We start from the raw sequence: 24,444 nt of genomic DNA, 5'->3' as shown, positions 1-24,444 counted from the left end.
CGATTCCCCAGCGTCCCCCTAACTCACCCCCAGACACTTGACGCCAAGCCAGGCGTGCCTTACCTTACCTCCGAGGCTTGTAAGGTAAGCCTAATCAATATTTAGAAAGGTACTGGGTTGAAGCTCATCCAGCGCGCAGGGGTAGCCATTGTCTCCGCTGCAACAGTTCTCGGCCTCGTCGCATGCTCCGGCGAGACCCAACCACAAGACACCACCGCAACGTCGGCGACATCCGCCACGGCGTCCTCGACACGCAAGGCGGACGGTAGCGTCCACGTCACAGACGCTGCGGGACGCACTCTCGAATTCGACGAGCACCCCGACCGCATCGTCCTCGCCGAAGGACGCGCGGTCTTTGCTACCTCTGCTCTGCAAGATGACCCATTCGACAACATCGTCGCCTACGGCCAAGACCTGTTTAAAGCCGCACCCGCATTCCGCGAGAAGCTTTTCCAGCAGTTCCCGGAAGCCATCGACATGCCCATGATCGGCTCGATTCAAAAGGGTGACGTCACGGTGGAAAACCTGCTCGCTCAGGATCCGGACGTAGTCATCATGACGCTCGACCAGAAGAAGGCCACCGAAGAAAGCGGCTTCCTGGCGGACATGGACGCCGCCGGCATCACGTACGCCTTCATCGACTTCCGCCAAAAGCCACTGGAAAATACTACCGTTTCCATGTCCCTGCTCGGCGCCCTGCTGGACAAAGAAGATCGGGCAGCGAAGTTCAACGACTTCTACGACACTAAGGTCCGCACTGTGACAGACCGTGTCGCAACCATCAAGGACCGCCCCGACACCTTGGTGTGGACTGCAGCCGGGTTCACCGACTGCTGCAGCGTCGCAGGCGATGTCCACCTGGGCACCCTGGTCACCGCTGCAGGCGGGCATAACCTCGGACCTGATGTCATCAGCGTTGACTCTCCAAAGCTCACCGCAGAGAAGCTGGTAGAGATCAACCCGGAGAAGCTCATCGTCACTGGTGGTGAGTGGGCCCGCGACCCGAACAAGACCGAGCAGTTCCAGCATGTCGAACTCGGTTACCAGGCCGACGCCAACACAGCACTTAAAACCTGCTCTGGTCCGTTGGAGATCCCCGGCATCGAGCTGCTCGACGCCCCGAAGAACGGCAACTATTACGCCATCTACCACCAGTTCTACGACAACCCGTTCAACGTGTTCGCCCTCGAAGCGATTGCGAAGTGGCTGCACCCCGAGGAGTTCAAGGACCTCGATCCGGCAAAGGAGTTCGAAGAGTTCCACGACGAATGGCTGCCGTACGACTACAGCGGCACCTTCTTCGTCAACGCGTCGGATGCTAACTCCTAATGGCTACAGCGGTAACACCTCCAGTCATGTATGACGAGGCAGAGGCAATGGAGGCGATTGCGACGTACCGGCAACGGGGTCGTCGCAAAGCAATCGCGATTGCGGGGCTCACCCTCGCCGCGGTTGTGAGCTTCCTCATCGCAGTCATCGTCGGTCCGTTGGACATTTCGCTCGGCCAGGTTTGGAATGCGGTTTTCCGCCCTGAACTTGTCGACGAGCAAACGCGCACCGTCATCCGCACCCTACGCCTTCCGGCTGCGATCATGGCAGTCCTCGTCGGCGTAGCACTGTCACTCGCAGGCGCGCAGATGCAGACAATCCTGGACAACCCGCTAGCGGAACCGTTCACCCTCGGTATCTCCGCAGCGGCAGCCTTCGGCGCGGCAATGTCCATCGTCATCGGTTGGGTGGTGTTGCCGAACGCTCAACTCAACTTGGCGTTCACCGCAGCATTGTCGGCACTTGTCGCAGTCGCCATCGTTGCTGCGGCCGCAGTGTGGAAAGGTGCGAACGCCGAGTCGATGATCCTGCTCGGCATCGCCCTATCGTTCCTCTTCCAGGCGCTACTTTCGCTGTTGCAATACGGCGCGAACACCGAAGCGCTCCAACAGATTGTGTTCTGGACAATGGGCTCGCTGCAACGCGCGAACTGGACCACCACGTCCATTCTTGCCGTGGTTATTGCAGTCGCCATCCCGTTTTGCGTTGCCAATTCATGGCGACTTACAGCGCTTCGGCTTGGCGACGACCGAGCCGCCGCCCTCGGTATCAATGTCGCCCGGCTCCGCATCACCACCCTGCTTGTCGCTTCAGTGCTCGCAGCAGCCTCGGTGGCGTTCACCGGCATCATCGGTTTTATCGGTCTCGTCGGCCCGCACGTGGCCAGGATGCTGGTCGGCGAAGACCAGAAGTTCTTCCTACCCGCCTCAGCTGCAGCTGGGGCAATGCTGCTCAGCGTCGCTTACGCCGTATCCCTTTCCATTATCCCGGGCGTGGCGATCCCGATCGGCATCATCACGGCGCTCGTCGGCGTGCCATTCTTCATCTTCCTCATTTTCACCCGCAACCGGCGGAAAGGCTGAAACCATGGCAGTCCAAGTAGACGACCTGACAGTGAAATACGGGCGCAGCACCATCCTCGACTCCATGTCGTTCGGCCCGCTAACTGAAGGCAACGTAATCGGCCTGCTCGGCCCAAACGCCGCCGGAAAATCAACGCTGATCAAGACCCTGGCAGGCATTAAAACGCCAACGTCCGGCACCTGCACAATCACTCTCGACGGTGCGAATGTCTCCGACGCTAACCGCCCTCACGTCGTCGGTTATGTACCACAGGATCTGCTCACTGGAGCCTCGCTCACCGCGTTCGAGTCCATCGTGATCGCAGCCCGGCGCGGCGGTGGCTCCACCGAAAATCCCGTCGAAGCCACAGCGCGCATCATGAGCCGGCTCGGAATCACAGCGCTTGCAGACCGCATGATGTCCGCCATGTCAGGCGGCCAGCGACAACTCGTCGGCATCGCACAGATGTTGGTACGCGAGCCTCGCATCTTGCTTCTCGACGAGCCCACCTCCGCCCTCGACCTCCGCCACCAAGTCGACGTCCTCCAGCTGGTCCGTGAGGTCATCGCAGGCACCGACAAGCTGGCAATCGTCGCCATCCATGACCTCAACCTCGCTGCCCGCTACTGCGACGAGCTACTCGTCATGAAAGGCGGCAAAACGATCACCCACGACTCACCCAACGATGCCTTCACGCCGGAACTGTTGGAGCAGGTCTACGGCATCCGCGCCAAAGTGCTCCACGACGGCAACGTTCCTGTCATTTGCCCGGTGTAGGTGCCGGCACAGATCCAGGGCAGGTCCGGGGCAATCATGGGAGTTGAAGAGTTGGGCTAGCCCCACTGTGGGTTGTCCACATCCACGCCTGCGTTCTTCGCGTGCGCGGTGATCAGTTCGAGCAGGTAATCCTGCGCTCCGTCGTAGGCGGCGTGGAAGCGGTCGTCGCCAACGTACATGCGGGCCAGGATGAGCTGGCGCGCCGGGGTGACGTCGTACCACTGACCGATGCTCGCGCGGTGACGCTCCACCAGCGCTTCGGCTTCCTCGGAGCCCGGCGCGACACCGGCATCGCGGGCCACGACTAGGTCCTTAGCCAGCGCGTCCTGCTCTTCCTGGAGGCGCTTGAAGTCGCCGTCACCCATCTGCGCCAGCTTCTCCTGGGACTGTGCCCACTCCGGCGTTTCGCCCCAGCGCTGCTGTGCTTCCTCCTGGTAGGCGGGCATGTTCTCGCCGAGGTACTTCTTCATTGCGTCCATGTTGATCGCTCCTTGTGTTGATTCGTTGATGAGTTGTTCGACAGAGGCGAGTTGTTCCTCGAGGGCGTCTCGTCGAGAAGCAAGTGCCCGCTTGTGGTGTTTGAGGGCGCTTGCGAGGGTGTGCGGGGAGGCGTCGAGAAGCGATGCGATCTCCGCGAGTGGCACGCCCACGCCGCGGTAGAGTGCGATAGCTGCACCTCGCTCGAGGTCCGCCTCGGTGTAGATGCGGTGGTCCGCCCACGTGCGCTCCGGTTCGATGAGCCCGAGGGTTTCCCAGTGGCGTAGGGCTTTCGCAGATACGCCAAGTGCCTGTGCTGCTTCGCCGATCGTGTACTCGTTATCCTCTGTCATGAATGTGATTGAACAGGTTGCCGCAGGGGCAAGCACAAACTGGAGGCTTCATGGACGAGATTCGCGTAGGCGACGCTGAGCGCTCGGAAGCACTCGACCGCCTAGGCACGCTGTTTGCGGACGGCTACCTGGAGGTCAGCGAGTTCGATGAACGCACAGCTCAAGCCGCAGTCGCCCGCACACGCGGCGAGCTTGCAACGCTTTTCGACGACCTCCCCGACCAACCCGCAGCCCCCGCAAAGCCGTCCGTTTCTGAGATCGAACTGGAGCAAAAACTCGCGGCGAAAAAGAAGATGGATGCCGCCATGGTCGCAACCGGTGTCCTCGGCGCCCTCACATACTTCATCCTCCAACTCGGCTTCGACCTGGATTACGCCTGGGCGGTCTGGCCAATAACGGGCGTTCTGATGATCACCTGGTTCCCCGTATTCAACATCTCCGAAGAGGAAGATGAAGTCCTCGAAGAGCTGCTACAAAAGGACAAGAAGGAACGCGCGAAGCGCCTCAAGCTCGCGTACGAGCGCCGCAAAGAACTTGGGAAATAGCCGGATATTTCCTGTGCACGGCGGTTAGAGTTGGCGCATGATGTTGCGTCGCGCCCTCGCGCTTGTTGCTGCCAGTTCCGTTGCGTTCGTCTCCGCCTGCGCGGGCGGGGATTCAAGAGAGACCGTGGTGGTCACCTCTGTGAAGTGGGTCAACCCCGATGGCTCGGAGATTGAAGGGGAGGATGGCCCGGATGGTGAGAAGGGGTCGTCGACAAGCAATTGGCGCGAACTGTACGCGAAAGTCCTTGACGCGCCAGGCGAGCAAATTTTCGATGTTCCGCTGGCCACGGATGGCGAATTAGACTTCACGCTGAACGGTAATTACAACTATGCGCTCGTTGAAGCCAACGGTGGCGGAAACCCGGAGCTGCTGCTCAGCCAGTGGGGCGACAACATGCACTCGGACCGTTATGCCAGTGTCTTGGTGTTCACCACGGACGGTGGGTCGCTGGAAGTTGCTGATCAATCACTCGTTTATGGCGCTGCTGGCGCCGGCGGCTTCCGGGCTGGTCTCTTTGCTTCCCAGCTTGGGCGTGGCCTGTACCAGACCACGCATTCTTCGGGCACGGGCGAGGGTCAAAGTACCTGGGTGGATCTGGAGGGGTCCTCGTTGGTTGCATCGCAGGAATCCTCTGGTTTCAGCGCTATGAATTCGTCTCCGCTACACCTGGTCATTGACTGGATGACTCCGGAGGATCGCGCGCCCCTTGACGCCGGCGAACTCACCGTCCACCTGGAGGAAAGCACTGTCGAGCGCGTTGGCGGCGAGGACGTTGTTATCGAGGGCACTGTGGTGATGAAAACTGGTGCCGAGCTGCAACCCGAAGGCATGCCAAACGGCGAGGACCCCTCGAGCGAATACTTCCTGCTTGAGCTGGATTCTCCCCAGGAGTTCACGGATTACCAGCACGCCGGATCCGTGTACACAAAGTCCACGGATTCCGTGAGCCTGGGGCGTCGGGAAATCGGCGCCCGTGGCCACCAGTACCTCCAAAACGTCGAGTGGGAGAAGGTCGTTGGACAACGCGTGCGGTTGACCGTTGCGCCGCAGTACATGCACTTCCAGACCGACGCTGGAATGCCAGTGGGTGCGCTTCGCGTTGGGCGCTACGAGAGTGTGGAGATTCTTTAAATGTTCGAATCTTTGTTCGAATGAGTCGGGTTGATGTCGTGAGGGGCTGATAGGTTTATGGCAACTCAAGAAAGGAGGGGCCATGACCAGTACCATCACGCAATGCGTCAACGAGATTTCCGCTGCGCTTCGCACATTGAGCTCGCTTTTCGACGACCCCTCCACCCTCGCATTCAACGACATCCGCCGCGACATGGAACGCCTGGAAGAACAATTTAAAAAGAAGGCAACCATCGACGCCGCATTCGCTTTTATTGCCGAACGCGACGACGCCGGCCGCATCGTTGGCGCCAACTACCCCAACGCATACCTCCAGCAGTACCTCGACCTGTCGAAGGGCGAAGCCTACAACCGCCTCGAGCGCGGACGCCTGCTGTTCGGCCCACCGCCGGAACCTGCCGCTCCCCCGGTTGAGGAAGACCAGGATGACGACCTCTTTGGTGCCGCAGACGAGGACCACCAGGACCAACAGGAGCAGGAGCAGCAGGACCGTCAGAAGCAGCAGCAAGACGACGCCCGCAAGAACTCCTCCCAAGTCAGCGCCGAAAAGCAAGACATCATCCGGCGCGAACTGGACAAGCTGCTCAAGGCCGCCGCCGGTGAGCGCACCCGCATCTACGCCGACGCCATGGCCGAAGCGCTCCTGCGCAGCCCGGAAGACCTCCGCCAGTTCGTCCGCCGCGCCGTGGCTGAAGCGAACCGGAAGCACGCTCCCCACTCCAATCCGAATGCGGGGTATGAGAACCGTGGTTTGTCGTTTGGTCGTCGTAAAGCAGATGGCACCGTTGATATCCACATCACCGCCACGGCCGGCGCCGCCGCGTTGATCAAGGCGCACGCTGATAGAGGCCTCGCACCGAACTCGAACCTGCCTGCAGAATTCCAGGACGAGAAGGACACCCGATCGCCTGGGCAGCGACGCTTCGACCAGTTCTTCGCCATCTTCCAGCAGTACGAACAGGACTGCCAGAAGAAAAACGGTGGGGCGGCTTCGGTAGTGATCTCGATGACGCTCGACGACCTTGCCGACGGCGACGCCTCCATGCTCTACGACACCAACACCGGCATCGAAGTCGACTGCTTCGACCTCATCCGCCTCGGCATGGACGGAACCACCGACTTCCTCCTCCAAGTCGACGGCGTCACCTCAGTGCCACTGTGGATGGGCCGGACCACACGACTCGCCTCAGTCGAACAGCGCATCGCAATGTTCGCCATCCAAGGCGTGTGCTCCTGGCTGGGCTGCACCACCCCAATGACGGAGTGCGAAGCCCACCACATCCTTGCCTGGATCAAGGGCGGCAACACGGACATCGAAAACCTCACCGGACTGTGCCGCGAACACCACAGGTGCAACAACGACAACAGAGACGGCTCCTTGAACAAGGGGTACATGGATTACGACCCCCAAACAGGCAAAGCCGGGTACCGAAAACACCCCTTTGACCCGCTGAAATACAACCAATCAGTACCCGCGAAACACTCCGCAGTCAGCAGAATTTACGCAGCCAAAGGAAGATGCGACTGCGCCCGGACCGGGACACTCGACCCTGCCTTTTACCCACCGGGTCCCCCACCTGGTAGCCCACCGATGCCCAAAGGTGCCTAACGGTGCCTACCCTCGAAGGCATGCGTATTTTCACCGTCGGCCATTCCAACCTCGAGTTTGACCAGTTCACTGGCATGCTCGAGGCTTCCGGCGTGCGCGCCATTGTGGACGTGCGCAAACTCCCCGGCTCCAGGAAGTACCCCTGGTTCAACGACGACCACCTCGCCACACACCTACCCGAGCACGGCATCGCCTACTCCCGAAGCGAAGGCCTTACCGGGCGGCGCAACGTCTCCAAGACCATCCCCTTTGAGGTCAACGGAAACTGGCGCAACCGCAGCTTCCACAATTACGCGGACCACGCGCTTGGTAGCGAGTTCGTGCAAGCCCTCGCAGAACTCAGAGACCAGGCCGCGGAAACCCCAACGGCGATCATGTGCTCGGAAGCAGTGTGGTGGCGCTGCCATCGCCGCATCATCGCCGACCACCTCCTCGCCCACGGCGACGACGTGCAGCACATCATGGGCATGACCCAGCACGGCCCCACCCTGACCCCCGCAAAGCTCAACGACGGCGCCACCGTCGGCGACGACAAAAAGGTGCGCTACCCGGCGAAAGAAACCGAGTAGCACACCTCGAGTTTTAACCCTGTGCTCTAGCGAGAGTGGCTAGCGGGTGCGATTAGTTAGAACGGCGACGCAGCAGCACCAGGAAGCCAGCAACCACGAGGGCCAAAACGCCCAGGCCGATGGCAACGTTACGCCAGGACGCCGATGGCTCAGCCTGCGATTTCGGAGAGGCGGTCGCGGAAGAATCTGCCGCCTCACCACCAACAACGCTGCGGATCCACTCGGCCTGCTCAGCGACCGGCGCCACCGCGACGGCGGCGTTGGAGGTCATTTCCTCCTCGGTCGGGTTCTCGGGATCCTCGAACAGACCGGCCGACATGACGCCAGCAACCTTGCCGTCGGCGAAGATGGCGCCGCCGGAGTCGCCCGGCTGGATGCGGGCGCCGTTCTTGAGGGCGACCTCGAGGGCGGTTGGGGCGTCGAAAAGGGCGAGCGGGGAATCGCCACGCACCTCGGCCTCGGCGGAGGGCAGCTTGGTGGAGCCGCCCGAGCCGTCGGAGGACCAGCCGTAGATGTTGACTGCGCCAGCGGGGATCTCGTCGGCAACCTCTGCAAACGTGTCTAGCTGCATTTCCTCTTCGGTGTGGAGCAGGGCGATGTCGCCACGCGGGGCAATCTCGTGGCGGTCGACCTTGTAGACGCGCTGGTCGTCGCCCTGGCCGGTGCGCACCGAGCCGCCCGGCTTGGCGGCAGCCTCGACGCAGTGGCGGGCGGTGATTACCCAGTGGGGGTCGATGGCGGTGCCGGTGCAGACGCCGTCGTCGGGGTCGGAGTCGTCGACACGCACGGAGACCACGGGCTTGGCCTCGTCGGCATCACCGGCGAAGGTGGTGCTTTCCATCGCCCATGCGGGTTGGGCGACGAGGGCGCCTGCGACGGCGAGGCTAGCTACGTACTTTTTCACGATTGTTCTCCTTCACTACCGCGGTGATGCGGCGAATTACAGTTTCAAGCGGCCCGCGCTTAAATATCGCGAGCCAGGCGTAAGCGATCACGATGGCGCCGCCCACGCTCACCCAGACATTGAGCCATTCGGAGGTGAGCACGTGGATGCAGTACAGGGTCAGCGGCATCCGCCCCAGCGGCGCGAGCCATCCGAGCCACCGTTGCGCCAGGCAGCACAGGGAGCAGATGCTTATCGACGCCCCCACGCTGCCCACAACGTCTATGAGCCCGCCGGTGTGTCCGGTGGCGTCGAGAAGCGGTGGCAACGGTGTGGTCCAGCGCAGCGCCACATCCAGGGCGAACAGCGCCCCGCCGACCACGAGGCCGGGCCACAACGGCATGTAGCGTTTGAACAGGATGCCGGCGATCATGAGCGTGGCCCACATCATGGGCGGGTACGGCCAGGACGACGGCGCGAGCACCGCCGAGCCAAAAGTGAGGGCGCACGCGAGCCACAGCAACAGTGGTGTGTCCCAGCGTGGCGCCCAGGCGAGCAGCGCCATGCAGACCCCGATGGTGCCGAGCACCACCACGATCGACCCCGAAAATGGGGCGAGCGCGAAGTGCAGGGCGATCAGAAGGATGCCGCGCACGATGAACTCGGCGGGCTGGGCGCGCATGTACCCCATTGAGACACCGGCGATGAAGGCGAACAGTGCGGCCGGGAAGCCGAACAGCACCTGTGCGGTGATGCCGTCTTGGACGGTGAGGTGCGCGACCATCATGGCGACGAGTGCCACCGCGCGGGCGGCGTCGATTCCTACGTTTCGGGTCTGCATGGCTGTGGAAGTTACGCAACCAGATGTTGCGGTGACGTTAACGTGGACGCAACACCCCCGCCGATACGATCGGGGCCATGACAATTCGGGTACTTGTGGTCGACGACGAAGCCTATCTCGCCGACGCCATCGCCACCGCACTCAACAACGCGAATATGCAGGCCACCGCCGTGTATGACGGTGTAGAGGCGCGTTCGCGTATCGACGACACCCGCCCCGACGTCGTCGTCCTCGACCGGGACCTGCCGGGGTTGCATGGTGATGAGGTGTGCAGGTGGGTCGTCGATACGCATCCCGCGACCCGGGTGATCATGCTGACCGCATCCGGGTCCCTGGACGACAGGCTGGAAGGCTTCGGGCTCGGCGCGGACGACTATCTGCCCAAGCCGTTCGAGGTCCCGGAGCTGATCGCGCGGGTTAATGCGTTGGCGAAGCGCAACGCCCCGGCGCGCGGCGAGGTGTATCGGTGCGGGGATGTGCGCCTAGACACCTTTCGGCGCGAGGTCACCCGTGGTGGCGAGACTGTGCCGCTGAGCCCGAAGGAGTTCGCGGTGCTCGAGGTGCTCATGGAGGCCGACGGCGGGGTGATCTCTGCCGAGGACCTGCTCGCGGAGGCGTGGGACGAAAACGCGGACCCGTTCACCAACTCCCCGCGCGTGACGGTGTCGCACCTGCGCAAGAAGCTAGGTGAGCCGCGCATCGTGCACACCGTGGCCGGCGCCGGCTACTACGTGGCGGAGGAGGAACGATGAGGCTGAGTTTGCGGGCCCGCATCACGGTGATGTTCGTGGCCACGGTGCTTGGGATGGGGTTGGCTCTGATCGGGCTAGTGTATGCCTACCTGAAGCTCACCCCGGTGCCGGTAACGGCCACCTTCCCCACGGTGGAGGACGGTGTCATCATCGACGGTGCCGTGCCGATCACCAGCGAGATCCTGCGCCGCGTCCTCCTCGCCTCCCTGTCGGTACTTGCCCTGTTGACCCTGCTTGCGGGTGTGATCGGCTGGTTCGTGGCAGGCCTGGTGATCAAACCTCTTCGCGACATTGCCGACGACGCCGCCACCGTCACCCGCGGCGACCTCTCAGCCCGCATCACCCACCATGGTCCCGACGACGAGGTCGGCGAACTCGCAGACGCGCTCAACGTCATGCTCGACGAGCTGGCTGGCGCAGTGGAGCGCCAGCGCCGGTTCGCCTCCAACGCCTCCCATGAGTTGAAGACTCCGATCGCAACCATCCAGACCATGGCAGACGTGGCCCTGACCGGCGACGACGGCGGGCTGCGTCCCACGCTAACCCGCGTGCGCGAGGTCAACGCCCGCAGCGCCGACACCGTCGCCGCCTTGCTGCAACTGGCCAACGTGGACGTGCGCGACCGGCAGCGCCTCGACCTGGCAGAACTGTGCCGCGAGGTGTGCGCCGACCGCAACGTCCCCGCCGACGCCGTGCCCGTGACCGTGGACGCCTCCCCCACCCTGACCCGCCAGGCGGTGGACAACCTGGTGCGCAACGCACTCACCCACGGCAACAACCCCGCGCTCACCCTGCGCAAGGTGGGCAACTTCGCTGAGGTCACCGTGGAATCCGGCGGCGAGACCTACTCCGCGGCCGAGGTTGCAACCTGGACCGAACCATTCGCGCGCGCCGAACGCACCGCAGGCGCCGGCCACGGGCTCGGGCTGGCACTCGTCGATGCGATCGCAAACGCCCACGGCGGATCCCTGGTGCTTGCGCCGCGGGCCGGTGGTGGGCTCGTCGCAAAGCTATCGCTTCCCGCCTAAAGCTCACGGATGTAGAGCAGCATGCGGGAGCCGTACTCGATGTTGGTCAGGCCGTGGCGCTCGTAAAAGCGGCGGGCGTCGGTGTCTACCTCGTCGACGTTGATTTGTAATTCGCCGGCGTTGCGCTTGCGGATCTCCTCGAAGACCCGTTGCAGCAGTGCCGTGCCGACCCCGCGATTTCGGTGAGCGGGGGCGACGTAGAGCTCGTCGAGCATCGCCACCGGACCGTCGTAATACGGGCTCGGGCGCAGGGTGAGGTAGGCGAAACCAATGTCGCCAGCGAGGAGAACGAAGGCGTCGTCGCGCGCGATGATCTGCGCAAACCGCTCCTCAAGGCCTTCGGGAACCGGAGTATCAAACTCTGTGTTGAAATCGCGCAATAGCTTTGCGACGACCCCCGCGTCCGCTACCTCCGCGACCCTGATCTCGTTGGTTGTAGTCATATGCGCACACCTTAACGGCCCTCTTCTGAAACATTTTGAAGTGACCATTAGAGTATTTCGAGTGCCTTAGCAGGGCAGCATGAACAAGTTCGATATTGAGGAGGCCCCGGTTGCGTCATTTCAGCCCACTATTCACGATGGGACCTGCACGACGCGACCATATCCCCGCCTTCCGCACCGCGCTCGGCGTGGCCATCCCCATGTTTACCCTGCTGGCGCTCGGGCGGCTCGACCTTGCCATCTACGCAAACTTCGGCGCTTTTACCGGCGTGTACGGCCGCCATGCCACCCGCGAGGTCCGTCTGAAGCACCACATGCTTGCCGGCACCGCACTGACCTTGATGGTCACCCTCGGCGCCACCATCGCGTGGTTTGATGTCAGCCCCTGGATCCTGCTGATTGTCACCTCCATCGCTTCATCAGTATGGGCGACGATCGCCTTGGCCACCGATATGAAACCGACCGGCTCCGTGTTCGTCATCTTTGCTGTCGCCGCCGTCGGTTCATTGAGCAACCCGGTGCATCCGTTGCTCGCCTTCGCCATCGCAGGAGGAGCCGCGCTGGTATGCCTCATCTTGGGCCAGTTTTCCCACCTCATCGGCGAAGGCCCTGGCGGCGATGCGAAGGAAAGCGAGATCCCCGCCCGAGCCCCCGACGCAGGCCGGGTGCCAAGCCGCCGCCTTGCGGTCGAGGCAAACCGGTTCTTCTTCGCCCCGCTGCTCGCTGGAACCTTAGGCCTGATTTCGGTGACGCTTTTCGACCCCCTCTCCCACTCCTACTGGGCCATGGTCGCCGCGGCCGCTCCCCTAGTGAACTCCCGGTTTAAGGTGCAGTACTTCCGTGCCATCGAGCGCGTCCTTGGCACCCTGACCGGTATCGCTGTGACCGGCTTCCTGCTGTCGCATCACCCGCAGGGCTGGCAGATTGTGGTGTGGATCGTCATCCTGCAGTACCTGACCGAGATGTACGTGACCCGCAACTACACCATCGCCGCCAGCTTCATCACCCCGACCGCGCTTTTGATGGTGCAAGTTGTCGACGCCGCCCCAGTCGTCCCAATGCTGCTCGCCCGCACCGCAGAAACCATGCTCGGCGCGGTGGCTGCTTTGGCGATCATCGCGGTGGGATACGTGCGCAAGTACCCCACCGTGGTGCTGCCGCGGAAGGTGAGTTAGCGAGGACCGTCTCCGGTGCTGATGTTCCATGCGAGCCCGAACTTATCCTCGAGCACCCCGAAATGCGCACCCCATGGCGCCTGCGGTAAGGCGTTCGATGAGACGCTCGCCTTCTTTCACCGACTCAACGTCGACGGTGAATCCAAACACGCCACGGTCGAGAGTGCCTTTCTGATTTTGCAGGTCGTCGCCGCCAAACACGCCGTGATAAAACTCGAGCGCCTCTCAGGCATTGCCGGGGATCGAAACGTAAAGCGATGTCTTCATGCGCGCCATTGTAAGCGGAAGTCGTCGAGCCCTCGATTGACCATTGCACGCCAGTCACCCGCTGAATACACTGTATTCAGTTTGATGAAAGGGGTACCCATGGCAACGATGACAATCCGGATGGATGACAATGATGCCGAGCTAGTGCGCAAGTACGCGCGCTTCGAGGGCGTAACTATTTCCGACTTCGCCCGCGATGCGATCTTGGAGAAAATTGAGGATGCGCACGATTTACAGGAGCTTCGCGACGCAATCGCTCACGACACCGGCGAGCGCTACAGTCTCGACGAAATTCTGGCCGACCTCGATCAGTAGCAACTTTCAATGAACGCAGCGGCAGGAGAGTACAAGGTCGAATTCACAGCCCGCGCCCGCAAACAGTTGAAGAAGATGGACCGCTTCGACGCGCGGATCATCGCCACCTGGATCAAAGACAACTTGGAAGGTTGCACCAACCCACGAGCATTTGGGAAAGGGCTCATCGCGAATCGGTCCGGCGAGTGGCGCTACCGCGTCGGCACATACCGAATCCTCGCTCTCATCAACGAAGGCACAATCACAATCGAAGTGCTTTCAATCGGTCATCGCCGCGAGATCTATCGCGATTTTTAGCTCGGACGTAGGGTGGGCGGCATGAACGACCTGACCATCGCGCCCGGCCCGGGGATCCCCGGCGGCGTGGTCATCGCGGCCGCCGACCTGACGGAGCGGTTCGCAAAGTCGTCGGGGCCGGGCGGCCAGGGCGTCAATACCACCGACAGCAAGGTACAGCTTTCCCTCGACATCGCCGCATGCGCATCGCTTACCGACGCCCAACGTCGCCGCATCTTGCGCAACCTCGAGCATCGCCTAGACGGCACCGTCCTCACCGTGGCAGCGTCGTCCCAGCGGTCACAGGTCCGCAACCGTGCCGAGGCGCGCGAGCGGTTGGCCGCCCTGCTGCGCGAGGCGCTCGCCCCGCCGCCTCCCCCGCGGCGCAAGACGAAGCCGACCAGGGGCTCGGTGCGGCGCCGTCGAGAAGCGAAGATGCGTCGCTCGGAGCTGAAGTCCATGAGGAAGCGGCCCCAGATTCCTTAGAGCTGTCACCATCGACCACAAGCGCCCTGGGCCAGTAGGCTTCAGCGCATGGAACGGACTTACACATGGCAGCATGTAGACAACCCCTTAATCCAGAACGAAGCAAGGGTGCAGTTCCACCAAACTGGCTTGACGGCTAGCGGTACCCAGGTCGGGGAAGGTTACAAAGCCGCCTGGGATCTGAGGGCTGTAGAAAACTGGGTAACTCAAAACGTGGTGGCCAACGTCGTGGGCGAAGGTTGGGAGCGTCACCTTAAGCTCACACGGTCCGAAGAAGGCGAGTGGAAATCGACTACTAAAGAATCAGGCACCCAGCCGGACCACCTCCCGTCACCGGGTCTTGTACAACCAGCTGATCTGGAAACTGCAGTGGACTGTGACCTGGGTCTATGCCCCTTGACAAACACGATGCCCATTCGGCGCCTCGGGTTGCTCGAAGAGAATGTCCCCAAGACTCCGCTCATCATGGCCTGGATCGATATGCCCTCTCTCCAGGTAATCGCCTCGGATCAGTACTACAGTTCAATCGACTCACACAAAGTTCGCTACGCAAGCGGAACACGAGGAGTCGATGTAGAGCTCGAAGTCGACGAAGATGGGGTTGTCGTCTACTACCCCGACATGGCGCGACGCATTTAAAGTCGCTGACCTGCTACGCCGAGGCAGCCTGGAGCGGCTGAATCCGTTCGATTTCCGCCAGGATTTTGTCTTCTGCCACATCCAGGTCGTACTGGGCCTGTAACCCAAGCCAGAACTGGGGGCTCATCCCGAAAAACTTCGCCAAACGAAGGGCAGTGTCAGCGGTTACAGCGCGCTTACCGTGAACAATTTCGTTGATCCGGCGGGGCGGAACGCCGATGGAGACGGCCAGCTTGTGCTGGGTGATCTCCATTTCCTTGAGAAAGTCCTCCATAAGGATCTCACCCGGGTGAACCGGAGGGAGCTTGTCAGTGGTAGTCAACGATCTCAACCTCCTCTGGCCCCGCGGCGGACCACCGAAAACAGATCCGCCACTGGTCGTTGATTCGAATGCTGAACTGACCCCGCCGGTCGCCTTTCAAGGCCTCGAGCCGGCTTCCCGGAGGAATCCGTAACTCATCGAGAGTCTGCGCGTACCCAAGCTGGCGAAGCTTGCGCAGCGCTACTGAGTGAATGCGGGAATCGATCGAGCGGACCCGCTCTCGATTCCACAGACGCTCAGTGTCCTTGTCAGCGAATGACTGGATCATGTCTCACCCTATCCCCCATAACGCGAAGCGTCAATAACGCACAACGTTAAGTTTGTGCTCGCCCGAATACAAATGCACACCCACTTTACGCAACCACACCGTCGCAAGCTCCGCATTACGGTGGCTACCGTGAAGACAATAAAACGGGAAGCCGATCAGTGAAGATCAGGTTGATGCTTGGGTCGCCGAAGCCGAAAAAGGCTACGACATCGAGTTCTTGCGCTCTCGCGGGAGTGACCCTCGCGATTCAATACGCTCCACTACGCCGGAAGGCTGAGTCCCCGCCCGGACACCATGCTGCGCTTTCTTAGCCCCGCCCCCATAATGATGCCCATGAGCGACCCCAACTTCACGATCCGCCAGATCACTTTCGACTGCCTCGAACCGTCCCAGCTCGCCGAGTTTTGGTCCGCCGCCACAGGTTGCGAAATCGCCGCGGATTACGGCGATTTCGTGATGGTTGATTCCACCCCAGCGCTAGGGTTTCAGCGCGTTGACGATCCCACGCCTGGCAAGAACCGCATGCACATCGACGCTGGCGGGGCGGAGCGCGAATCCTTAGTAGAGCGCCTCAAAGGCTTGGGCGCAACCGAACTCGGCACCCACAAAGCACCGGGATTGGTGTGGACCGTCATGCAGGATCCAGAGGGCAACGAGTTCTGTGTGGGCAGCCCCGAGGCCTAGCTACACGTTGAACTTGAACTCCACGGTATGTCGTTGCAAAGTTACCCCCTCTCGTTAACACCATCAAAAGGAGTGTTATCCAATGAAAGCGTTCGGCTTCTTAAGCTTCGGGCATTACGCCTTCGGCAGCTAGTGCGGGCCATCTGCGGAAAAGATCGCCAAGACTCGTCTGGAGATCACCCAGGCTGCGGACGAAATCGGCGTGAACAACGCGTCCTTCCGAGTCCACCACTTCGCACTGCAGGCCTCCGCCCCGATGCCGCTGCTGTGTGCTATCGCGGCCACCACCAAAATCATCGAGGTGGGCACCGGCGGCATCGACATGCGCTAGCGCATATCGGGGTTGTAGCGTTTGAGTCATTGACTCCCGCCGTCTACAAGTATCTACACACTTGATCGGTGCTGCACGTTTCAGGATCCGGGTGCGCGGCGTCCTGGCTAAGGTCCGCGATAGTGTCGCGCAGCACGGAGAGCTGCGCGATCTGCTGCTCGATCTCAGCGAGGCGCACGTCAAGCAGGTCGCGCACGTGCTCGCAGGGCGCATGGCCGCCGTCGCGGATGTCGAGGATCTGGCGGATCTGGGCGAGAGTGAGACCCGCGGCCTGGCCGCGGTGGATGAAGTCGATCCGAGCGACCGTCTCGGGCGCGTAGTCGCGGTATCCGGACGGCGTGCGCTCGGTCGGGGGCAGAAGGCCCTGTTCCTCGTAGAAGCGAAGGGTCTTCGCGGTAGTGCCCGCCCTCTCGGCGAGTTCTCCGATCCACATTGCTGTCTCCCTCCGTGGCCGCGCTTGACCTTCCCCTGCACTGGAAGGTCCAGTATGGCTGAGACAGAGCAGAAAGCCAAGAGTTGACAGGAGTAGCGATGCCTACGAAGTACGATCTCGCCATCATCGGATCGGGAGGCGGCGCGTTCGCCGCTGCGATCCGCGCCAGCACGCTCGGGAAGTCGGTGGTGATGATCGAGCGCGGGACGCTCGGCGGCACCTGCGTGAACACGGGCTGCGTCCCGTCGAAGGCGCTCATTGCCGCGGCCGGCGCGCGGCACGTCGCGGTCGACGCCGCAACCCGGTTCCCCGGGATCGCGACGACGGCGGATCCCGTCGACATGCCCGCGCTGATCGCTGGGAAGCAAGCGTTGGTGGAGTCGCTGCGCGGCGAGAAGTACGCCGACGTCGCCGACTCCTACGGCTGGCAGGTCCTCCGCGGCGACGCCTCGTTCGTGGGCACCCCTGATGCGCCGGTTCTCGATGTTGCCGGATCCGACGGAAGCGTCGAGTCCATCGAGGCCCACCACTACCTGGTCGCGACTGGTTCTCGCCCGTGGGCACCGCCGATCGACGGCCTGAAGGAGACCGGATACCTGACCTCGACCACGGCGATGGAGCTGACGGAGGTCCCCGAGTCGCTGCTGGTGCTCGGCGGCGGCTACGTCGCCCTGGAGCAGGCGCAGCTGTTCGCCCGCCTCGGCTCGCAGGTCACGCTGCTCGTGCGGTCCCGGCTCGCCTCGAAGGAGGAGCCGGAGGTGTCGAAGGCGCTCCAGGAGGTGTTCGCCGACGGGGGCATCCGCGTCGTCAGCCGCGCAGTGCCCACCCGGGTCTCCCGCGGCACGGGAGGCGAGGCCGTCGTGACCGCCGCCTTGTCCGGCGGCTCGCAGGAGTTCCGCGCCGACCAGGTCCTGGTCGCCCTCGGACGCCGTCCCGTCACCGATGGCCTGAACCTCGATGCGGTCGGGGTGAATACCGGAGACTCCGGCGAGGTGGTCGTCTCCGACCGGCTGCAGTCCTCGAACCCGCGGGTCTGGGCCGCGGGCGACGTGACCGGGCACCCCGAGTTCGTCTACGTCGCCGCCCACCACGGCACCCTCGTCGCCGAGAACGCGTTCGCCGACGCCGACCGGTCCGTCGACTACGCCCGCCTGCCGCGGGTGACGTTCACCGGGCCCGCGATCGGCGCGGTCGGGATGACCGAGAAGGACGTCCTCGCCGCAGGGATCCACTGCGACTGCCGCGTCCTGCCCCTGCACCACGTGCCCCGCGCCTTGGTCAACCGCGACACCCGCGGGTTCATCAAGATCGTCGTGAACGCCGAGACGAAAGAGATCCTCGGCCTGACCGCCGTCGCCAAGGACGCCGGGGAGCTCGCCGCCGCAGGCGTCCACGTGCTCGGCAGGACCGTCGCCGAGGTCGCCAACGCCTGGGCCCCCTACCTGACCATGGCCGAGGGCATCCGGATCGCCGCGAAGGCCTTCACCACCGACCCGTCGCTGCTGTCGTGCTGCGCATGAACGGCAACGCAGGCAATCGGGGAGATCTCATCCTGAAGCAGACGATGAGCGCCGATCAGGACCGCGACGAATGGCGCGCCGGTCCCGTCGTCGCTGCAGTGACCGGGCTGCTCTTGCTGGCATGCTGCGCGCTTCCGTCGCTGCTCTGCTGCGGCCTGCCGTTCATCGCGGCGGGCGGAGCACTCGCAGGCGTCGGTGGGCTCCTCGGTAATCCCTGGATCATCGGTGCCGGGACCGCCGTCGTGATGGCCGTCATGGCGGGGATGCTCGTCAGGCTACGGCGGCGGCACCGGCGCCGCAGGTCCGGCTGCTGCGAAAATCTTTCGACCGCTGATCGGAACCGGTAGTTCGAGCGGATCCAGCGATCACTGCCACCTGCGGAGGCCGCTGAAATCGAAGCCCGACGGGAGAAGGAGGAGCAAAAAGCGTTCGAATCAACCGGTGACGAGGATAATCCTGAGGCTGGATCCCGGCCGTCGCGACGCGGTCTCCGCTTCCGCCGAGACGAGAAAGGGTTGTGGGCACCTAGGCTGGGCGGCATGAACGACATGACCATAGCACCCGGCCCGGGGATCCCCGACGGTGCGGTCATCGCCGCCGATCTCGCGGAGCGTTTCGCGAAATCGTCGACTCCGGGCGGCCAGGGCGTCAACACGACGGACGGCAAAGTCCAGCTTTCCATCGATGTCGCGGAATGCGCATCGCTTACCGACGCCCAGCGTCACCGTATCTCGCGCAACCTCGAGCACCGCCTAGACGGCTCCGTCTTTACCGTGACTGCGTCGACTCAGCGGTCTGTGTTTCGCTAGTGGTCCTCTCGCCTGCACCTGCGACACAGCCTCGTGCCCCCGGGCCGTAGCGTTCGGGGGAGCACAATAGCCCCAGTCCTCATCACGTCCCGGGATCAAAGAGTTCATCGCAGAGGTTAAGCACTACACGTTGAACTTGAACTCGACGGAGTGGCGAAAGAAGGCTACCTCACTCAGTTGCAAGCGATTCGAGAAACCTGAAAAGTGTGCCGCAAGGAGTTTTCTGCTCGGAAAGGCAACCTCCGAAGGCCAGATCGCTCCCCGTGATGAAGAGCTAGCACCGCAGAAGTTGCCCTCAAGTCCGATTCGGACTCATTCTCACAGTCAGCCGCGGAACGAATACCAACTCAGCGCGGTCCCGACTGCAACTAAAACTGTTCCTACCGAAACTAAATACCATCTTCTAACCGCTGGCGAAGCACGACTTCCTCTTCATCGCTGAGCCCAGCGAGTCTTTCACCCTGCTGTTCTTCTTCGAATCGCAGCGCATCCGCCAATGTTTCCTTCAACGGTCGAATCCGCAGGCCAGCTTCGTAGGCTGTGGCGCAATCGAGTAGCGCGATGTTGCGAAACTGTTCACCTGGTACCCACAACGGCAACGATTTTGGGCCCATCCACGGGGTTACATCATTAGCGAGAAGCAGTTCATCAGAGCAAGGTCGCTCCGTAGCCTCCGATGCGGTTAACTCACGCGAAATCTTGAACACATCGGATAAGGAAGTAGCAAACCCCGTGGCGTTAAAGGTTCCGAAAGTTCCAACTTCTGCAGACTCAACTATCCAGTCTGCAAGGTCTTTCACATCAATCATAGCGACGGGAAACGCCGGGTCTGGGACGATCACGTTCTCACCCGTGGGATGCGCGAAGCGCCACGGATAGTAACCACTGCGCCCTGTTTCGTCGCCGTAGCCAGCGATCAGACCGGGTCGAACTACCATTACCGACCGATTTGTGCTGCGATAAATCGTTTCGCAAGCAGACTTTGCGGCTGGGTACTGCCCCATGTCCTCCATGTAGTCAATTTCAAGCGGAGTGACTACGGAATCAGACTCGGAAGAAATACTTCCCTGATCCTCATATACGCTGCTCGAAGACACAAATATACGATGCTTGGCCTGGAGTTTCGCCGCCGCATCCCGCGCATGCTTCGGCTGACTCGTCAGATCCACAATGGTATCCCAAGTTTTCCCCGCAACCTCATCGTACGCACCGTCACGGTCACGGTCCGCACTCACAAACTCAGCTCCGTTGGGAGCCTTCCCGTTACCTCGTGCAAGGCAAGTAACTTGATGGCCTCGGTCGACTGCTGCAGCCGCAATGTGTCCTCCAAGGAAACCGGTACCACCGAGCAATAAAAAGTTCATGTCACTAGTTGTACACGAAAACTTCTCACACGTGACCAGTCCTAATCCCAGCGCACCCAAGCTAGATTAAGATGTCAGAGCAGGATTGCCCCACCATCTGCCAGAGCTTCTTATTCGGCTAACCTACACATTGAACTTAAACTCGACCACGTCGCCGTCGACCATGACGTAGTCCTTGCCTTCCTGGCGGACCTTGCCGGCGGCGCGGGCCTCGGCCATGGAGCCGAGCGCGTCCAGGTCTTCGAAGCCGACGATTTCGGCCTTGATGAAGCCCTTTTCAAAGTCGGAGTGGATCACGCCTGCGGCCTTCGGGGCGGTGTCCCCCTTGTGGATGGTCCAGGCGCGAGCCTCCTTCGGGCCCGCGGTGAGGTAGGTCTGCAGGCCGAGGGTGTCAAAGCCGGCCTTGGCCAGGGTCTTCAAACCTGGTTCGTTTTGGCCGACGGCGGCGAGGAGCTCGGCTGCGTCTTCGTCGTCAAGTTCGAGCAGCTCGGTTTCGGTCTGGGCGTCGAGGAACACAGCCTCGGCAGGGGCGACGAGTTCGCGCAGTTCCTGTTTCTTCGCCTCGTCGGTCAGCACGGCTTCGTCGGAGTTGAAGACGTAGAGGAACGGCTTGGCGGTCATCAGGTGCAGGTGGTGCAGCAGTGCCAGGTCGATATCGCCGGTCTTGGAGGCGGCGAAGAGGGTGCGGCCGTCTTCGAGAATGGCCTGGGCCTTCTTAGCCTCCTCGGCCTGGTCGGCGACGTCCTTGTCCTTGCGGCCTTCCTTCTCCAGGCGTGGCAGGGCCTTTTCGATGGTCTGCAGGTCCGCGAGGATCAGCTCGGTGTTAATCACGTCGATGTCCGAGGACGGGTTGACCTGGCCGTCGACGTGGATGACGTTGTCGTCGGAAAACGCACGCACCACCTGGCAGATCGCGTCCGCCTCACGGATGTTGGCCAAGAAGGCGTTACCCATGCCCTCGCCCTCGGACGCGCCCTTGACGATGCCGGCGATGTCCACGAAGGACACGGTTGCTGGCAGCACGCGCTCCGAGTCGAAGATCTCCGCCAGCCGATCCAGGCGCGGATCCGGCAGCTCCACCAGGCCGATGTTCGGCTCGATGGTGGCGAACGGGTAGTTAGCGGCAAGCACCTCGTTGCGCGTCAGCGCATTAAACAAGGTGGATTTACCGACGTTGGGCAGACCGACAATTCCAAGAGTAAGGCTCACGGCGCTCCATCCTATCCCACGTTGTGGCGCTGGTTGTGAGGGGTTCGTCGCAAAGCAATGTGCAGTGGGGCACAATAGTTCGCGTGACCGCTCCGAATCAGACTGCAGATAAGCGCGACGACCGCGTCGATCGCATCGTGGTGTTTAACGCCTGGGTCTCGTCCGGGGCGAAGTTTACGCTGCGCCTGCTGGTCATCGCGCTGTTTTTCTTCGCAATCGGCAAGCTCATCGGCGCCTTTTGGGTCGGCGTGTTGCCTGCGGTGCTCGCGCTGATTGTGTGCACGGTGCTTGCCCCGGTTGCGAGCTGGCTGCGCAACCATAAGTTCACCGACGGCATCGCGGCCATGGTGACCATGTTGCTGTTCTTCGGCGTGCTGGCAGCCCTCGGCATGATCGTCGCCCCCGATATTGTGGGCCAATCGCGGCTGCTGTACATCCAGGCGCTCGAGGGTGTGCAGCGCCTGCAGTTGTGGGCGCAGGGTCCACCGCTGAACGTGAATCCGGAGAACCTGAACGAGGGTGTCGACGAAATCACGCGGTGGGTCCAGAACCAGGCCGGCGCCATCGCCGGTGGCGTGTTCTCCGGCATCAACACCGCGGCAGGCCTGTCGGTGACGCTGATGGTGCTGTTCGTGCTGACCTTCTTCTTCCTGAAGGACGGCCACCGCTTCCTGCCGTGGCTGCGCGGCGCGACGGGCGGACGCACGGGACTCCACTTCACGGAACTGTTGACCCGCGCTTGGAACACCCTGTCGGGCTTCATCAGGGCGCAGGCGGTGTGTTCCCTCATCGATGCGCTGGTGATCGGCATCGGCATTGCCATCGTCGGCGTTCCCATGGCGTTCACGCTTGCGATTATTACGTTCGTTGCGGGCTTCATCCCCATCGTCGGCGCCGTCGTCGCAGGCGCGCTTGCAGTCCTGATCGCGCTGGTCACCCTCGGGTTCACCAAGGCCCTGATCGTGCTCGGCATTGTGCTGGCCACCCAGCAGCTTGAGGGCAACGTGCTCTCTCCCCTGCTGCAGTCCAAGGCGATGAACCTGCACCCGGTGATCGTGCTGATCTCCGTGACCGTCGGCGGCGGCCTCTTCGGCCTGATGGGCGGCTTCCTCGCGGTACCAGCGGCGGCGATGATTGCTGTGGTGTACCGCTACGTGCTGGATATCCTGCGCATCAACGCCGGCGAGGTCCGCGCCGAGGACCTCACCTTCGCCACTCCGGAAGGCAAGCTCATTGCGGAAATCGACGAGGCCGAGTCCGTGCACAAGCGCGAGGCGTGGCGTGGCGAGCGTGACTGGGTGAACGCTCCGCAGACCCCCGAAGAGGACGTGCAAGAAGGTGATGAGGACAAGGAGTCGCCCCACTTCGCGTCGAACAGCTTGAAGAAGTTGCGCGAGGTAGGCAATCGCACCATCTTGCGCCGCAGGGAGTTCGAACATAAAAGCGAACCCGACGAGTAGTGTGTCGTGCCGGGGTGGTTAGATCTCCGGCATGCAAACCTCCACGGTCTTTCTCATCCTTGCAACGGGTCTCCTCACCGGGTTTATCGTCGGGGTGTTCACCGGCGTGGCGTGGTTTCGCCGCTCTGCGCCACAGCCGGCGCCGCCGCAGGATCTTCGCCCCGTCGCTCGCGCGTTGAAGGACATGCGTGAGCAGATTGATGCGATGGATAAGCAGCAGGCGGTGGCGTCGTCGGCAATCGCAGGGCAGGTGCAGGCGATCGGGCGCACCTCCGCGCGCCTCGGTGACCGCACCGATCAACTCATCACTGCGCTGCGCTCCCCGCAGACGCGCGGGCGTTGGGGCGAGATGCAGCTGGAGCGCGTCGTGGAGCTCGGAGGCATGCTCGAACATGTCGACTTTGATACGCAGGCGCACATGCGTATCGACGACACCCGGGTCCGCCCCGACATGATCATCCGCCTCACCCAGGGCCGAAACATCGTGGTGGACGCGAAAGTTCCGTTCGGCTCTTACCTCGACGCGCTGAACACGGACGATCCTGAGGAGCACGAGGCCCACCTGCGTCGCCATGCGCATTTGTTGCGTTCGCATGTGGATACGTTGTCGGGCAAGGCCTACATTGAGGCGTTTCAACCCACCCCGGAGTTTGTTGTGTTGTTCGTTCCGGCGGACCCGTTTTTGGATGCCGCGCTCGGGCTCGATCCGGAACTGCTTGACTATGCGTTTTCGCGCGACGTGGTCATCGCCACCCCGACCACACTGTTTGCGCTGCTACGCACAGTGGCACTGGGGTGGCGGCAGGAAGCTATCAACGCGTCCGCGAAGGAGGTGCAGCGCCTCGGTGCGGAACTGCATCAGCGTTTATCGACGATGGCCCGCCACTACAACAAAGTCGGCGCCTCATTAGAAAAGGCGGTGGAGGCCTATAACTCCACGTTGGCGTCGATAGATTCCCGCGTGATGGTGACGGCCCGCAAGCTTGAGGAGGCCCATGTTCCCGTACGGCGGGAGCAGGCGCCCGAGCTGAATCCGGTTTCAACGCGTGCCCGGCACATGGCGGAGGACAATGACAGGTAAGCTGC

At 62.3% G+C, this 24,444-nt stretch carries 28 protein-coding genes and 2 pseudogenes; 21 read left to right on the top strand and 9 right to left on the bottom strand.

The features are described 5' to 3' along the window. The first annotated feature begins 117 nt into the window (after positions 1-117). Genes CCOY_RS04770 through CCOY_RS04760 form a run of 3 tightly spaced genes read left to right on the top strand, consistent with a single transcriptional unit; the run spans position 118 to position 3,168 of the window. Positions 118-1,329 carry an ABC transporter substrate-binding protein gene (locus tag CCOY_RS04770; protein WP_070484437.1) on the top strand — a complete coding sequence of 404 codons (1,212 nt, stop codon included), beginning with the start codon at positions 118-120 and terminating at the stop codon, positions 1,327-1,329. After that, positions 1,329-2,411 (top strand): FecCD family ABC transporter permease, encoded by a 1,083-nt coding sequence (locus CCOY_RS04765; RefSeq protein WP_092102091.1) that lies wholly within the window; start codon positions 1,329-1,331, stop codon positions 2,409-2,411. The genes CCOY_RS04770 and CCOY_RS04765 overlap by 1 nt, the downstream gene beginning before the upstream one ends. A gap of 4 nt (positions 2,412-2,415) precedes the next feature. Then, positions 2,416-3,168: an ABC transporter ATP-binding protein gene (locus CCOY_RS04760; protein ID WP_070840040.1), complete on the top strand. Its 753-nt coding sequence runs from the start codon at positions 2,416-2,418 to the stop codon at positions 3,166-3,168. Between the two features lie 56 nt (positions 3,169-3,224). Here the strand turns inward: CCOY_RS04760 and CCOY_RS04755 are convergent, their stop codons facing one another. Beyond that, a complete protein-coding gene (locus tag CCOY_RS04755; protein WP_092102088.1) occupies positions 3,225-3,998 on the bottom strand; it encodes a MerR family transcriptional regulator in 774 nt (257 codons plus the stop codon). A gap of 50 nt (positions 3,999-4,048) precedes the next feature. Here CCOY_RS04755 and CCOY_RS04750 point away from each other — a divergent pair, with 50 nt between their 5' ends. From CCOY_RS04750 to CCOY_RS04735, 4 genes are all read left to right on the top strand, one after another. Then, entirely contained in the window at positions 4,049-4,543 is a 495-nt protein-coding gene (locus CCOY_RS04750; RefSeq protein ID WP_092102084.1) for a DUF1707 SHOCT-like domain-containing protein, read from the top strand. 37 nt (positions 4,544-4,580) lie between these two features. Beyond that, the gene (locus tag CCOY_RS04745; RefSeq protein WP_092102081.1) at positions 4,581-5,675 is read left to right on the top strand and encodes a hypothetical protein; all 1,095 of its coding nucleotides are present in this window, start codon (positions 4,581-4,583) and stop codon (positions 5,673-5,675) included. A gap of 82 nt (positions 5,676-5,757) precedes the next feature. Then, positions 5,758-7,284, top strand: a complete 1,527-nt coding sequence (locus tag CCOY_RS04740; RefSeq protein ID WP_092102078.1) for an HNH endonuclease signature motif containing protein — start codon at positions 5,758-5,760, stop codon at positions 7,282-7,284. Positions 7,285-7,304: 20 nt separating this feature from the next. After that, entirely contained in the window at positions 7,305-7,853 is a 549-nt protein-coding gene (locus CCOY_RS04735; RefSeq protein ID WP_070816903.1) for a DUF488 domain-containing protein, read from the top strand. A 52-nt stretch (positions 7,854-7,905) separates the two neighbouring features. Here the strand turns inward: CCOY_RS04735 and CCOY_RS04730 are convergent, their stop codons facing one another. Both CCOY_RS04730 and CCOY_RS04725 read right to left on the bottom strand, forming a co-directional pair. Next, positions 7,906-8,757 carry a trypsin-like serine protease gene (locus tag CCOY_RS04730; protein WP_092102076.1) on the bottom strand — a complete coding sequence of 284 codons (852 nt, stop codon included), beginning with the start codon at positions 8,755-8,757 and terminating at the stop codon, positions 7,906-7,908. Beyond that, complete coding sequence (locus CCOY_RS04725) at positions 8,738-9,577, bottom strand: DUF418 domain-containing protein (protein ID WP_092102073.1); 840 nt, start codon at positions 9,575-9,577, stop codon at positions 8,738-8,740. The genes CCOY_RS04730 and CCOY_RS04725 overlap by 20 nt, the downstream gene beginning before the upstream one ends. A gap of 77 nt (positions 9,578-9,654) precedes the next feature. Here CCOY_RS04725 and CCOY_RS04720 point away from each other — a divergent pair, with 77 nt between their 5' ends. After that, a complete protein-coding gene (locus CCOY_RS04720; RefSeq protein ID WP_070452638.1) occupies positions 9,655-10,329 on the top strand; it encodes a response regulator transcription factor in 675 nt (224 codons plus the stop codon). Beyond that, positions 10,326-11,357 carry a sensor histidine kinase gene (locus CCOY_RS04715; RefSeq protein WP_070568648.1) on the top strand — a complete coding sequence of 344 codons (1,032 nt, stop codon included), beginning with the start codon at positions 10,326-10,328 and terminating at the stop codon, positions 11,355-11,357. Before CCOY_RS04720 ends, CCOY_RS04715 begins: the two co-directional genes overlap by 4 nt. Here the strand turns inward: CCOY_RS04715 and aac(3)-XI are convergent. Next, the gene (aac(3)-XI, locus tag CCOY_RS04710) at positions 11,354-11,800 is read right to left on the bottom strand and encodes an aminoglycoside N-acetyltransferase AAC(3)-XI (RefSeq protein ID WP_092102070.1); all 447 of its coding nucleotides are present in this window, start codon (positions 11,798-11,800) and stop codon (positions 11,354-11,356) included. The two genes, CCOY_RS04715 and aac(3)-XI, sit on opposite strands and share 4 nt — an antisense overlap. 137 nt (positions 11,801-11,937) lie before the next feature. On the opposite strand from aac(3)-XI, the gene CCOY_RS04705 reads away from it, so the two are divergent. The 5 genes from CCOY_RS04705 to CCOY_RS04685 all read left to right on the top strand — a co-directional run bounded on the left by CCOY_RS04705 (position 11,938) and on the right by CCOY_RS04685 (position 14,958). Next, positions 11,938-12,975 carry an FUSC family protein gene (locus CCOY_RS04705; RefSeq protein WP_092102067.1) on the top strand — a complete coding sequence of 346 codons (1,038 nt, stop codon included), beginning with the start codon at positions 11,938-11,940 and terminating at the stop codon, positions 12,973-12,975. Between the two features lie 366 nt (positions 12,976-13,341). Then, entirely contained in the window at positions 13,342-13,557 is a 216-nt protein-coding gene (relB, locus tag CCOY_RS04700; protein WP_070452628.1) for a type II toxin-antitoxin system RelB family antitoxin, read from the top strand. A 9-nt stretch (positions 13,558-13,566) separates the two neighbouring features. Further along, complete coding sequence (locus tag CCOY_RS04695; protein WP_070452625.1) at positions 13,567-13,854, top strand: type II toxin-antitoxin system RelE family toxin; 288 nt, start codon at positions 13,567-13,569, stop codon at positions 13,852-13,854. Between the two features lie 21 nt (positions 13,855-13,875). After that, the gene (gene arfB / locus CCOY_RS04690; protein WP_070452622.1) at positions 13,876-14,319 is read left to right on the top strand and encodes an alternative ribosome rescue aminoacyl-tRNA hydrolase ArfB; all 444 of its coding nucleotides are present in this window, start codon (positions 13,876-13,878) and stop codon (positions 14,317-14,319) included. A 48-nt stretch (positions 14,320-14,367) separates the two neighbouring features. Next, positions 14,368-14,958, top strand: coding sequence for a putative glycolipid-binding domain-containing protein (locus CCOY_RS04685; protein ID WP_083284865.1), 591 nt, complete (start codon positions 14,368-14,370; stop codon positions 14,956-14,958). A 13-nt stretch (positions 14,959-14,971) separates the two neighbouring features. Here the strand turns inward: CCOY_RS04685 and CCOY_RS04680 are convergent, their stop codons facing one another. Further along, positions 14,972-15,232: a HigA family addiction module antitoxin gene (locus CCOY_RS04680; RefSeq protein WP_070452758.1), complete on the bottom strand. Its 261-nt coding sequence runs from the start codon at positions 15,230-15,232 to the stop codon at positions 14,972-14,974. Between the two features lie 34 nt (positions 15,233-15,266). Continuing rightward, on the bottom strand, positions 15,267-15,548 hold the full coding sequence (locus CCOY_RS04675; RefSeq protein ID WP_092102065.1) for a type II toxin-antitoxin system RelE/ParE family toxin: 282 nt from the start codon (positions 15,546-15,548) through the stop codon (positions 15,267-15,269). Between the two features lie 333 nt (positions 15,549-15,881). On the opposite strand from CCOY_RS04675, the gene CCOY_RS04670 reads away from it, so the two are divergent. Both CCOY_RS04670 and CCOY_RS12150 read left to right on the top strand, forming a co-directional pair. Further along, a complete protein-coding gene (locus tag CCOY_RS04670; protein ID WP_070452620.1) occupies positions 15,882-16,232 on the top strand; it encodes a VOC family protein in 351 nt (116 codons plus the stop codon). A gap of 82 nt (positions 16,233-16,314) precedes the next feature. After that, positions 16,315-16,560: pseudogene (locus tag CCOY_RS12150) on the top strand (LLM class flavin-dependent oxidoreductase); the annotation flags it as partial. A 46-nt stretch (positions 16,561-16,606) separates the two neighbouring features. Here the strand turns inward: CCOY_RS12150 and CCOY_RS04660 are convergent. After that, positions 16,607-16,996: a heavy metal-responsive transcriptional regulator gene (locus CCOY_RS04660; RefSeq protein ID WP_005290994.1), complete on the bottom strand. Its 390-nt coding sequence runs from the start codon at positions 16,994-16,996 to the stop codon at positions 16,607-16,609. Positions 16,997-17,094: 98 nt separating this feature from the next. On the opposite strand from CCOY_RS04660, the gene merA reads away from it, so the two are divergent. The 3 genes and pseudogenes from merA to CCOY_RS04645 all read left to right on the top strand — a co-directional run bounded on the left by merA (position 17,095) and on the right by CCOY_RS04645 (position 19,445). Continuing rightward, positions 17,095-18,516 (top strand): mercury(II) reductase, encoded by a 1,422-nt coding sequence (gene merA / locus CCOY_RS04655; protein WP_070484394.1) that lies wholly within the window; start codon positions 17,095-17,097, stop codon positions 18,514-18,516. Beyond that, a complete protein-coding gene (merT, locus tag CCOY_RS04650; RefSeq protein WP_038593990.1) occupies positions 18,513-18,863 on the top strand; it encodes a mercuric ion transporter MerT in 351 nt (116 codons plus the stop codon). Before merA ends, merT begins: the two co-directional genes overlap by 4 nt. Before the next feature lie 192 nt (positions 18,864-19,055). Further along, positions 19,056-19,445: pseudogene (locus CCOY_RS04645) on the top strand (peptide chain release factor I). 269 nt (positions 19,446-19,714) lie between these two features. On the opposite strand, the gene CCOY_RS04640 reads toward CCOY_RS04645, so the two are convergent. Further along, a complete protein-coding gene (locus tag CCOY_RS04640) occupies positions 19,715-20,689 on the bottom strand; it encodes an NAD-dependent epimerase/dehydratase family protein (RefSeq protein ID WP_092102062.1) in 975 nt (324 codons plus the stop codon). A 123-nt stretch (positions 20,690-20,812) separates the two neighbouring features. Continuing rightward, positions 20,813-21,898 carry a redox-regulated ATPase YchF gene (gene ychF, locus CCOY_RS04635; protein WP_092102060.1) on the bottom strand — a complete coding sequence of 362 codons (1,086 nt, stop codon included), beginning with the start codon at positions 21,896-21,898 and terminating at the stop codon, positions 20,813-20,815. Between the two features lie 83 nt (positions 21,899-21,981). Here ychF and CCOY_RS04630 point away from each other — a divergent pair, with 83 nt between their 5' ends. Further along, positions 21,982-23,358, top strand: coding sequence for an AI-2E family transporter (locus CCOY_RS04630; RefSeq protein WP_070614133.1), 1,377 nt, complete (start codon positions 21,982-21,984; stop codon positions 23,356-23,358). 31 nt (positions 23,359-23,389) lie between these two features. Further along, entirely contained in the window at positions 23,390-24,439 is a 1,050-nt protein-coding gene (locus CCOY_RS04625) for a DNA recombination protein RmuC (RefSeq protein ID WP_092102057.1), read from the top strand. The last annotated feature ends 5 nt before the right edge of the window (positions 24,440-24,444 follow it).

Source organism: Corynebacterium coyleae (assembly GCF_030408635.1).
In the GTDB taxonomy this organism is placed as follows: domain Bacteria; phylum Actinomycetota; class Actinomycetes; order Mycobacteriales; family Mycobacteriaceae; genus Corynebacterium; species Corynebacterium coyleae.
This window is presented reverse-complemented; position numbering and strand designations above follow the sequence as displayed.